The organism is Streptomyces sp. QH1-20, assembly GCF_041283565.1.
GTDB classification, from domain to species: Bacteria; Actinomycetota; Actinomycetes; order Streptomycetales; family Streptomycetaceae; genus Streptomyces; species Streptomyces syringius.
This window is the reverse complement of record NZ_CP166299.1, coordinates 7544413-7556414: the sequence shown is the minus strand read 5'-3', so window position 1 is coordinate 7556414 and position 12002 is coordinate 7544413. Positions and strand designations below refer to the sequence as shown.

The following is a 12002-nucleotide window of genomic DNA, read 5'->3' as shown; positions in this document are numbered from 1 at the left end:
CTGCACCACCCATGAGGAATGTCGGCTCGGATACTTCACTTCGAGCCGGATCGTATGGGCGGGAAGGCTGTAGATTTCCCTACAAGAAGAACGTGATTCCTCACCTGACGCCATGTCATATCCGGTACGGACGGCCGCGTCCGGTGCTCCGGCCGAGCCGTCGGCCGCGTAAGACTAGGGATTCTCTTCGACCTGGCGTGAGACCACGTAACTGTCACGCTTCTTACCGCACTCTTGTCCCTTGACGTCCCGGGCGGACGACGCCGGCCGTGGACGCGGGCATCGATCAAGACGCGGCCACGCGGCGACCGGCCGTGCGCACACCTGGCGCCGCGCTGCCGGGCCGCCACTTCTGGAGGGTTATTGTCATGGGCTCGACTCGGCGGCCGATTCTGTTTGTCAGTTATCCCGAAAGCGGACTGTTGAATCCGCTGCTCGTCCTGGCCGAGGAGCTGTCCCGCCGGGGAGTCGAGGACCTGTGGTTCGCGACGGACGAGAACCGGCGCTCGGAGATCGAGGCGCTCAAGGTGGACACCCCGGTGGAGTTCGCCTCCCTGGGCGAGGTGGTGTCCGAGATGTCGGCCGTCACCTGGGACGACAAGACGTACCGGGAAGTGACGCAGCGGTCGAGGTTCAAGGCGCACCGGGCGGTCATCAAGCACTCGTTCGCCCCCCGCTCGCGGGTGGAGAAGTACCGGGCGCTCGAGGCCGTGGTGGACGAGGTCAAGCCGGCGCTGATGGTCATCGAGAGCATGTGCCAGTACGCGTACGAGCTGGCGGTCACCAAGAAGATCCCGTTCGTGCTGGGCGTGCCGTTCCTGCCCAGCAATGTGCTGACCTCGCACGTGCCCTTCGCCAAGTCGTACACGCCGGCCCACTTCCCCGTGCCGCACACCGGGCTGCCGTTGGACATGACCCCCGTGCAGCGGGCGGCCAACCAGCTGTTCCGCCTGCGTACGCTGGGCCTGTTCCTGACCTCCGACATGCGCAGGATCGTGGAGGAGGACAACCAGGTCCGTGAGGAACTGGGCATCTCCCCCGAGGCGCGCGGGATGATGGTCCGGATCGACAAGTCCGAGCTGGTCCTGTGCTATTCGGTGCCCGAGCTGGACTACCCCTTCCCCGTGCCGCCCAAGATGCGGCTGGTCGGCACGATGGTGCCGCCGCTGCCCCAGGCGCCCGAGGACGACGGTCTCTCGGACTGGCTCGCGCACAACGACTCCGTGGTCTACATGGGGTTCGGCACGATCACCAGGCTGACGCGGGCGCACGTCGCGTCGCTGGTGGAGGTCGCACGGCGGATGAGCGACCGGCACCAGTTCCTGTGGAAGCTGCCCAAGGAGCAGCAGAAGCTGCTGCCCGCGGCGGAGCTGCTGCCGGACAATCTGCGGATCGTGGACTGGGTTCCCTCCCAGCTCGATGTGCTGGCCCACCCGAGCGTGAAGGTCTTCTTCACCCACGCGGGCGGCAACGGTTTCCACGAGGGCCTGTATTTCGGCAAGCCCCTGGTCGTGCGGCCGTTGTGGGTGGACTGCGACGACCAGGCCCGGCGGGGCCAGGACTTCGGGGTGAGCCTGAAGCTCGACCGCCCCGAGACCGTCGACGCGGACGACGTGGTCGACAAGCTGGCCAGGGTGCTCAGTGACCGTTCGTTCCGCGAGCGCGCCGAGCACTTCGGACAGATTCTGCGGGCGGCCGGCGGGCGGGGCGCCGCGGCCGATCTGATCCTTGGACTCCCCGCACTGGCAAAGGACTGAGCGAGGTTTCCATGGCATTCACGTATCCGGTTTCGCAGCCCTGGCTCAAGGGGCGGGAACTTTCCTATGTGACCGAGGCGATCAACGACGGCTGGATCTCGTCGCAGGGCCCGAAGGTCAAGGAATTCGAGAGTGAATTCGCGCGGTACAACGGTGTTGCGCACGGTGTCGCCTGTTCCTCCGGGACCACGGCGCTGACCCTCGCCCTGCGGGCGCTCGGGGTCGGCCCGGGCGACGAGGTGCTGATCCCCGAATTCACGATGATCGCGTCCGCGTGGTCGGCGACGTATCTGGGCGCGACCCCGGTGTTCGTGGACTGCGGGGACGACCTCAATATCGATGTCTCCCGCATCGAGGAGAAGATCACCCCGCGCACGAAGGTCATCATGCCGGTGCACATCTACGGGCGCCGGTGCGACATGGACGCGATCATGGAGCTGGCCCACGACTACAACCTGCGGGTCGTGGAGGACTCGGCGGAGGCGCACGGCGTACGGCCGGTCGGCGACATCGCCTGTTACTCGCTCTTCGCCAACAAGATCATTACCTCCGGCGAGGGCGGTATCTGCCTCACGAACGACCCCCGGCTGGCCGAGCAGATGGCTCATCTGCGGGGCATGGCCTTCAACAAGGCACACAACTTCCTGCACAAGAAGCTCGCCTACAACTTCCGTATGACCAACCTCCAGGCCGCCGTCGCACTGGCCCAGGTGGAGCAGCTCGACGAGATCCTGGCCACCCGCCGGGAGATAGAGAAGCGCTACGACGAGGGCCTGCGGGGCATCGAGGGGATCACCCTGATGCCCCCGCGGGACGTGCTGTGGATGTACGACCTGCGTGCCGAGCGCCGTGAGGAGCTGCGCGCGTTCCTGGCCGACGCCTCCATCGAGACCCGGGTGTTCTTCAAGCCGATGAGCATGCAACCCGGCTATCTCGACCCGGTCTGGCCGACGCTGAACGCGACCCGGTTCAGCGAGGACGGCTTCTACCTGCCGACCCACACGGGCCTGACCGAGGACGACCAGAACTACATCATCGGGAAGATCCGCGAGTTCTACGACGCGCGCTGACCCGGTCCGTGGGGGTGGCCGGCGGCCGCCCCCACGGCAACCCACTGCCCACGACTGGGACGTTTCGACCCTCAGGGAACTGCACACATGACTACCACCGATTCGAACCTGGTCGGCTTCCCGTTGCGGCGGCCCGGCCGGCCCTATCCGCCGGAGGAGTACGCGGGCCTGCGCAAGCGCGAGGGGCTCGTCCGCTCGACGCTGCCCACCGGCGCGTCGGTCTGGCTGGTGACCCGGCACGAAGAGGTCCGGGCCGTGCTCACCGACCCCCGGATCAGCTCCAATCCCTCGCACCCGGGCTTCCCCCGTCCGGCGAAGACCGGTGGGGTGCCGGCCCAGGACCAGGTGCCCGGCTGGTTCGTGGCCCTGGACCCGCCGGAGCACACCCGGTTCCGCAAGACGCTGATCCCGGAATTCACCGTCCGCCGTATCAGGGAGATGCGGCCGGTGATCCAGGCGATCGTCGACGAGCGCATCGACGCCATGCTCGCCGGAGGCAACTCCGCCGATCTCATCTCGGACTTCGCGCTGCCGGTGCCGTCGCTGGTGATCTCCAGGCTGCTGGGGGTACCGAAGGCCGACTGCGACTTCTTCGAGGCCCAGACCCGGGTGCTGGTCACCCTGACCTCGACGGACGAGCAGCGGGAGGCGGCCACCAAGGCGCTGCTGCGCTATCTCAACCGGCTGATCGCGCTCAAGTCGAAGCGGCCGGGTGACGACCTGATGAGCCGGCTGCTGGCGGACGGCAAGCTGACCCCGCAGGAACTGTCGGGCGTGGGGATGCTGTTGCTCATCGCCGGCCACGAGACGACGGCGAACAACATCGGGCTCGGCGCGGTGACGCTGCTGATGAACCCGCAGTGGATCGGCGACGACCGGGCGGTGGAGGAGCTGCTGCGCTACTACTCCGTGGCCGACCTGGTGGCCTTCCGGGTGGCCGTCGAGGACGTGGAGATCGGCGGGCAGCTCATCAAGGCGGGCGAGGGCATCGTCCCGCTCGTCGCCGCGGCCAACCACGACGAGACCGTCTTCGAGTGCCCGCACCAGTTCGATCCCAGCCGGTCCGCGCGCCACCACGTGGCGTTCGGCTACGGGGTGCACCAGTGCCTGGGGCAGAACCTGGTCCGGGTCGAGATGGAGCTCGCCTACCGGTCGCTGTTCGAGCGGATCCCGACGCTGGAGCTCGCGGTGCCGGTCGAGGAGCTGCCGCTGAAGTACGACGGCGTGCTGTTCGGGCTGCACGCACTGCCCGTGCGCTGGTAGCGGCGGGGCGCTCGCCCGTGGGTCGGACAGGGGACTCGGACTCCCCCGTCCGACCCGTGATGTACCGGGCACGCGAGAAGGTATCGATTCGCCGATTCGCCGATGGAGGAAATGATGGTTCGTATCAGCGTGGACATCGACAGCTGTATCGGGGCCGGGCAGTGCGTGCTGTCGGCGCCGGAGGTCTTCGACCAGGACGACGACGGGATCGTCATGGTCCTCGACGGGGAGCCGGGTGAGCCGGTGGCGGAGGACGTGCGGCTGGCGGGCAGGATCTGCCCGTCCCAGGCGATCACCGTGCACGAGGACTGAGCCGCGGTACGTACCGGTGGCACGAAACGGGCCCCGCCCCCACCTGATGGTGGGGGCGGGGCCCGTTTCCCGTCCCGTTCACGTCCCGGGCGGGGTCGTCACCACCGCATGGGCAGTTCGGTGAGACCGCCCGAGAGGCGTCCGCCCAGCACCTGGAGGTCCTCCACCGGCAGGTCGAGCCGGAGCCCGGGCAGCCGGGTGAAGAGCAGGGTGTACATCGTCCGCAGCTCCAGCCGGGCCAGCGGGGCGCCGACGCAGTGCCACATGCCGTGGCCGAACGTCAGGTGCGGGTTGGGCGAGCGGGTGATGTCGAAGCGCTCCGGCTCGTCGAAGACCTGCTCGTCGAAGTTGGGGAGGGTGAAGTCGAGCAGAACGAGATCGCCCGCCTCGATGGTGACCTCGCCGATCTCGACGTCGGCGCTGGCGTACCGCGGCAGCACCGAACCACCGGCCTTGGCCGTCCGCAGGATCTCCTCGACGGCGGCGGCCATGACGCGCGGGTCCCCCAGCGCGGCCTGCCGCGCGTCGGGGTTGGTGGCGAGCAGCACCACGCCGAGGTCGACGTGGCTCGCGACGGCGTCCAGCCCGGCGAACAGCAGCCCCGCGGCCATGGGCCCGACCTTCTCGGCCGGGGCCCCGGTCTCGCACAGCCGGGACATCACGTCGTCGCCGGGGTCCGCCTTTTTACGGCCCGCCAGCTCCACCAGGTAGGCGAAGAGGGCCTGCTGGCCCTCCATGACCCGCTGTGGGTCGTCCACCCCGGCCATGCCGGACAGCAGCTCCACCAGGCGCGCCCGGTCCTCGGGCGGCACCCCGATGAGTTCGCAGAGCACCATCAGGGAGTACGGCAGGGACAGCTGTCCGTGCAGATCGGCCGGCTGCCCCTGGGCGATGAACCCCTCCAGCACACCCTCCGCGATGGCCTCCACACGGGGTTTCAGGTCGCGGACGCGCTTGGCGGAGAAGTTCGGTGTGAGCAGCGTGCGGGTCTCGGCGTGCAGCTTGCGCGCGCTCTCGGGGTCGGCGTCGGTGATCAGCATGTCCAGGAACGGGTTCCTGACGTACCGCGGGGCGTTGGCCGGGTCGGGGTGCGAGCGGCCGAGACGCTCGTCGAGCAGGAGTTGCTTGAGCTCGGCGTGCCGGGTCACGAGCCAGGCCTCGTCGCCTGCGGGGGTCTTGACCCGGCAGACCGGGCTTCGGGCCTGGAGGCCGCGCAGCAGCGGGCTCAGTCTCAGTACGGCAGGCGGGTCGGCGGTGATCTCGGGCAGTTCGTAGGACGTGGTCATGGAGCCTCCTTCTGACGGTTGGACGAGGGGGGCGTGGCGTGGCCGCCCCGGTTTCCGGGGGCGGCCACACCACGTACGGGGTCCCGGTGACCGGGTGGGGTCACGCGTCGGCGGCCGGCAGGGCCCGGACCCACTCCTCGATCGCCCGCGCCGTCAGTGCCGAGTGCTCCTTGGCGAGCGACAGGTGGTCGGCCTCGATCGTGCGCACCTCGTCCACGGGCACCGAGGAGGTGTCGAAGATGAGGCCGTTGCAGGGCAGCGTGCACTTGACCAGGAGCTTCGGAGCGGTGGTGGGGGGCGCTTCGATGCTGGTCATGGCCATGAACCAGTGGGCCATGGCGGACATCCGCGCGCTGTTGAGGTTGACCGACGGGGAGTCGACGTCGGCCAGGTAGAAGCGCATGGTCCGGTCGAGGTCGTTTCCTTCACCCTGCTCGTAGCGAACGCTCGGGGTGTCCAGCAGGACGACCGCCTCGGGGCGGACCCCCCAGGTCTCCTCCAGCACACCCGCGGCCTGGTAGGCGAGCGAGCCGCCGGAGGAGTGGCCGACCAGGACGAACGGCTCGCCGTCACTGGCGTGCAGGGCGCTCTCCGCGACGATCCTGCCCGCGGCCTCGCTGGTGGCGGGCAGCGGTTCGCCGGGAGCGAATCCCATGAGCGGGAGCGCGGAGACATGCCGCTTGCCCCGGAAGTGCGCCGCGATGCGGGCGTACTGGTGCACGCCCCCGGTGGCACCCGGTGCGCTGACGAAGACCAGACGGGGGCTGCTCGGTCCCTCGGCCAGGGTGACCGGAGCGGACAGCTCCTCCAGCTCGGCCGGGCTCTCGAAGGTGGGCCGGGTGTTGGCGACCGCCCTCAGCAGACGCATGGCCTCGACCAGCTTGCCGGCCTTCGCCGCGTTGAAGAACAGTCCTTCCACGGTGTCGTCCGCGTGATGGGCCGTTCGCACGCCACCGGCCGCCGTGGGCGCGGCCTTCGGATCGTGTTGGTTCACGAACTCGGTGTGCAGCCACGCGGCGAGCTTGGCGGGCGTCTCGTTGTCGAACACCACCGAGGACGGCAGTCGCATGCCGAGCACGTCGGCGAGCTGGTTGCGGAGTCCGACGGAGGCCAAGGAGTCGAAGCCGAGTTCGAGGAAGCGGCGCTCCGGGTTGATCGCGCTCGCGTCCCGGTGGCCGAGCAGACCGGCGGCGTACCCCGTCACCACCTCCATGAAGAGGCTCGCCTGCGCCGCGGTTTCGAGTCCTCGCAGCCGCTCCCGCAGGGTGACGGCGGACCTGTCCCCCGCCGTGGCCGTACGACGCGCGGCCGGGACCAGGTCCCGCCACAGGGCCGGCAGCGCCTGCTGCACCTGGAGTCCCGCGATGTTGACGCGGGCCGGGACGACGGGCGTCTCCGACCGGCCGATCGCGGCGTCGAACAGGGCCAGACCCTGTTCCATGGACAACGGCGGCATACCGGACCGGGACATCCGATCCATGTCCGCCTTGTCCAAGGAGCCGGTCATCCCGCTGCCCTCGGCCCAGGGGCCCCAGGCCAGCGAGGTGCCCGGCAGGCCCAGCCCCCTGCGGTGCCGGACCAGGGCGTCCAGGAACGCGTTGGCCGCGGCGTAGTTGCCCTGTCCCGGGGCGCCCAGCACACCGGAGACGGACGAGTACAGCACGAACGCCGACAGATCCAGCCCGCGCGTCGCCTCGTGCAGGTGCCACGCCGCGTCCACCTTCGGCCGCAGTACCCGCTCCATGAGCTCGGGCGTCAACGACCCCAGCATCGCGTCGTCCAGGACACCGGCGGTGTGCACCACGGCCGTGAGCGGGTGCTCGGCCGGTACGGCCGCCACCAGCGCGGACACCGCGTCCCGGTCGGCCACGTCGCACGCGGCGACGAAGACCTCGGCGCCCAGCGCACCCAGCTCCGCCCGCAGTTCCGCGACGCCCGGCGCCGCTTCGCCGCGACGGCTGACCAACAGCAGTCGCTTCACTCCGTGTTCGGCCGCCAGGTGGCGTGCCAGGCCGCTGCCGAGGCCACCCGTACCACCGGTGATCAGCACCGTCCCATGACCGGACCACGGCCCGCCACCGTCCGCCACCGACCCTGCCGGATCCTCGGGCAGCCGTGCCATGCGGGCCGCGCGGACGGTGTTCGCCCGCACCACCAGTTGCTGCTCGTCCAGGGTGATCAGGCCGGGCAGCTCCGCGGCCGAGACGAACGCGTCGTCCAGGTCCACCAGCAGGAAGCTGCCGGGGTTCTCGGTCTGGGCGGAGCGCACCAGACCCCATACCGCGGCCGCGGCCAGGTCCTGGACGTCCTCGCCGTCGAGGGCGATCGCGCCCCGGGTCACGAACACGAGCCGCGAGTTCGCGAGCCGCTCGTCCGCCAGCCATTCCTGCAGCAGTCCCAGCACCCAGGTCGTCAACGCGCGCACCGACGCGGGCCCGGCGTCCGCCGCGTCACCCGCGACGGGCACCAGGAAGACGTCCGGTGCGACGCCGTTGTCGCCGACCGCCCCGGCCAGGGTGTCCCCGTACCCGGTGATGGACTCGTCGGCCCGGTGCATCGCGTAGGCGAGATCGAGTTCATCGGCACCGACGACGGCCCAACGCGTGCCCGCCGCGGACGCGGCACCCGCCGGGACCTTGGCCCACTCGACACCGAACAGCGACGCCTGGCCGCCCGTCGCCGTGACCGCCACCCGCTGTTCGCCGGTCAGCGGACGCAACGTCAGCGACTTGGCCGAGACGACCGGGGCACCCGAGGTGTCGACGGCGGTGAACGACAGGGAGTCCCCGTCGGTGGCGGTCAGTCTGACGCGGAGCGCCGAGGCACCGGAGGCGTGCAGGGTGAGCCCGCCCCACGCACCGGCTACGACCCCGCCGTCGGTGTCACCGGCGGCCAGCAGGCCGGCCGCCCGGACGACACCGTCCAGCAGCGCCGGGTGCATCGCGAACGCCCCGGTGGACGCCGGCTCGTGAGGGAGCGTCACTTCCGCGAACCACTCCCCGTCACGGCGCCACGCGGCCCGCAGCCCCTGGAACACCGGTCCGTAGGCCAGCCCGGCCCGGTCGAGTCGCGGATACAGGTCGGTGAGGTCGACCGGCTGCGCACCCGTGGGGGGCCACACACCGTCGTCGAGCCCGTCGGCCCCCTCGGTCCCGTCCGTCGGCTCACCGGCGACGAGCACACCGTGGGCGTGCGACGTCCAGTCGCCGTCCACGGTGTCCGTGGGCCGGGAGTGGACGGTGACCGCGCGCCGGCCGGACTCGTCCGCCCCGCCGACGCGGACCTGGACCGAGACCGCTCCCCGCTCGCCGAGGACCAGCGGGGCGTCCAGGGTCAGCTCCGCCACCCGGTCGCAACCCGCCTGGTCCCCGGCCCGGACGGCCAGTTCGACGAACGCCGCCCCGGGCAGGGTGATCCGGCCCATGACCCGGTGGTCGGCCAGCCAGGGGTGCGTGACCACCGACAGCGTTCCGGTCAGGACCAGTTCGTCGGAGCCCGCCACGGACATCACCGCGCCCAGCAGCGGATGCTCGGCGGGTACCAGCCCGAGACCCGCGGCGTCACCGCCACGCGCCGAGACCGTCGGCCAGAACCGCTCGCGCTGGAACGCGTACGTCGGCAGGTCCACGCGACGGGCGTCCGTGCCCCGGAAGAACACGTCCCAGTCCACCGTGACGCCGCCGGCGTGCAGCTCGGCCAGGGCGGTGACGACGGTGAGTTCCTCGGAACGGTTCCTGCGCATCGCGGGTACGACGGTCACCGCCTCGTCCGCCAGCGTCTCCTGGGCCAGGGCCGACAGCACGGCGTCCGGGCCCAGCTCGACGAAGGTGGTCACGCCCTGCTTGAGGAGCGTCCGCGTGCCGTCGGCGAATCGCACCGCCTCGCGTACGTGCCGCACCCAGTAGTCGACCGAGCACAGCTCCTCGGCCTCCGCCACGTCACCGGTGAGGTGGGAGACGACGGGAATGGCCGGCGCCTGGGGCGACAGGTCCCGCATGACGGCGCGGAAGTCGTCCAGCATCGCGTCCATCAGCGGTGAGTGGGAGGCGATGCTGATCGACAGCCGGGACGTCTTGCGGCCCCGGGCCGACAGCCGGGCCGCGGCCTCCAGTGCCGCGTCCTCGTCGCCGGAGATCACCACGGACGACGGGCCGTTGACCGCGGCGATCGACAGCCGGTCGGACAGCAGCGGCAGGACCTCCTCCTCGGAGGCCTGCAGTGCCACCATCGCCCCGCCCGCCGGCAGCGCCTGCATCAGCCCCGCGCGGGCCGCCACCAGCCGACAGGCGTCCTCCAGCGAGAACACCCCCGCCACGTGGGCGGCCGCGACCTCGCCGATGGAGTGGCCCGCCACGAAGTCGGGGGTCACGCCCCACGATTCCAGCAGCCGGAACAGTGCCACCTCGACGGCGAACAGTGCCGGCTGGGTGAAGCCGGTCCGGTTCAGCGGCTCCGGGTCGTCGGCCCACATCACCTCCCGCAGCGGGCGCTCCAGCGCCGGGTCCAGCCGGGCGAGAACGGCGTCCAATGTCTCGGCGAAGACCGGGAAGCGCTCGTACAGCTCCCGGCCCATGCCGATCCGCTGGCTGCCCTGCCCGGAGAAGAGGAACGCGAGCTTTCCCCCCGAGACCACGCCGTGGACCACCGCGGCCGTCGGCTCGCCGGCGGCCAGTGCCGTCACGGCGTCCACCGCTTCCGCCAGGTCGGCGGCCGGTACGACGGCCCGGTGCTCGAAGGCCGTCCGGCCCGTCGCGAGCGAGAAGCCGACATCCGCGGGCCGTGCCTCGGGGTGCTCCTCGAGCCACGACAGCAGCCGGGCCGCCTGCCCGCGCAGCGCCTCGGGGGACTTGCCCGACAGGGTCCACGGCACCACGCCGGGCTCCAGGGCGCCGTCGATCTCGGTGTCCTCGGCCGGCGGGGCCTGCTCGAGGATCACGTGCGCGTTCGTGCCGCTGATGCCGAACGACGACACACCGGCACGTCGCGCGCGGCCCGTCTCCGGCCATGCCCTGCTGTCCGTCAGCAGCTCCACCGCACCGGCGTCCCAGTCCACGTGCGAGGACGGCGTGTCCAGGTGCAGACTGCGGGGCAGCACTCCGTGCCGTATCGCCATGACCGTCTTGATCACACCGGCGACGCCGGCGGCGGCCTGCGTGTGGCCGATGTTCGACTTCAGCGAGCCCAGCAGCAGCGGACGCTCCCGGTCCTGACCGTAGGTGGTCAGGAGTGCCTGCGCCTCGATCGGGTCACCCAGGGTGGTGCCCGTGCCGTGTGCCTCGACCGCGTCCACGTCGGCCGGGGACAGCCCGCCGCTGGCCAGCGCCTGGCGGATCACCCGCTGCTGCGAGGGACCATTGGGAGCCGTCAGGCCGTTGGACGCGCCGTCCTGGTTCACGGCGCTGCCGCGCAGCACCGCGAGGACCGGGTGGCCGTTGCGCCGGGCGTCGGAGAGCCGCTCCACCAGCAGCATGCCGGCCCCTTCCGACCAGGCCGTGCCGTTCGCGGCGTCGGAGAAGGACTTGCAGCGCCCGTCGGGTGCGAGGCCGCCCTGCTGGCTGAAGCCGGCGAAGTTCGCGGAGGTCGCCATCACCGTCGCGCCACCGGCCAGTGCCAGCGAGCACTCACCATTGCGCAGCGCCTGCGCAGCGAGGTGCAGCGAGACCAGCGACGAGGAGCAGGCCGTGTCCACGGTCACCGCGGGTCCTTCGAGCCCGAGGGTGAAGGACAGCCTGCCCGACAGGACGCTCGCCGCCAGACCGGTACCGGCGTAGCCGCCCATGTCGTCCTGCGATGCCAGCACCAGGTGGACGTAGTCCTGGTCGCTGGTACCCACGAAGACACCGGTCCTGCTGCCCCGCAGCGAGACCGGGTCGATCCCCGCGCGTTCCATCGCTTCCCAGGACACCTCCAGCAGCAGGCGCTGCTGGGGGTCCATCGCCACCGCCTCGCGCGGCGAGATCCCGAAGAACCCCGGGTCGAAGTCCGCGAGGTCGTGCAGGAATCCACTCTCGAGCGTCGCGCTGCCGCCCTGACCGTCGGCGGCCAGCACCTCCAGGTCCCAGCCGCGGTCGGTCGGGAAGCCGCTGATCGCGTCGCCACCGGAGGCGACCAGATCCCACAGTTCCTCCGGGGAGCGGACTTCGCCAGGCAGCCGGCAGGCCATTCCCACGATCGCCACCGGCTCGTGCCGGCCGGATTCGACCTCCCGCAGGCGCTGCCGGGTCTCGTGCAGATCGGCGGTGACCCACTTCAGGTAGTCGACGAGTTTCTTGTCGTCCGGCATCCTCAGGGAACCTTCCTTGTAAAAATCGACC

Annotated in this window: 6 protein-coding genes; 4 read left to right on the top strand and 2 right to left on the bottom strand. The window is 70.8% G+C overall.

Going from position 1 to position 12002, the window contains the following annotated elements; genetic code table 11:
• The first annotated feature begins 368 nt into the window (after window positions 1-368).
• The 4 genes from AB8O64_RS33515 (at window position 369) to AB8O64_RS33500 (ending at window position 4402) form a co-directional block, all read left to right on the top strand.
• The gene (locus AB8O64_RS33515) at window positions 369-1757 is read left to right on the top strand and encodes a glycosyltransferase (protein ID WP_370423432.1); all 1389 of its coding nucleotides are present in this window, start codon (window positions 369-371) and stop codon (window positions 1755-1757) included.
• An 11-nt stretch (window positions 1758-1768) separates the two neighbouring features.
• Window positions 1769-2827 (top strand): DegT/DnrJ/EryC1/StrS family aminotransferase, encoded by a 1059-nt coding sequence (locus AB8O64_RS33510; protein WP_370423431.1) that lies wholly within the window; start codon window positions 1769-1771, stop codon window positions 2825-2827.
• An 87-nt stretch (window positions 2828-2914) separates the two neighbouring features.
• Complete coding sequence (locus tag AB8O64_RS33505; protein ID WP_356456599.1) at window positions 2915-4090, top strand: cytochrome P450; 1176 nt, start codon at window positions 2915-2917, stop codon at window positions 4088-4090.
• A 114-nt stretch (window positions 4091-4204) separates the two neighbouring features.
• A complete protein-coding gene (locus AB8O64_RS33500) occupies window positions 4205-4402 on the top strand; it encodes a ferredoxin (protein ID WP_130881864.1) in 198 nt (65 codons plus the stop codon).
• A 98-nt stretch (window positions 4403-4500) separates the two neighbouring features.
• Here AB8O64_RS33500 and AB8O64_RS33495 read toward each other — a convergent pair whose 3' ends face one another.
• Together AB8O64_RS33495 and AB8O64_RS33490 are read right to left on the bottom strand one after the other, a co-directional pair.
• On the bottom strand, window positions 4501-5688 hold the full coding sequence (locus AB8O64_RS33495; RefSeq protein ID WP_370423430.1) for a cytochrome P450: 1188 nt from the start codon (window positions 5686-5688) through the stop codon (window positions 4501-4503).
• A gap of 100 nt (window positions 5689-5788) precedes the next feature.
• Window positions 5789-11971, bottom strand: coding sequence for a type I polyketide synthase (locus AB8O64_RS33490; protein WP_370423429.1), 6183 nt, complete (start codon window positions 11969-11971; stop codon window positions 5789-5791).
• Between the last annotated feature and the right edge of the window lie 31 nt (window positions 11972-12002).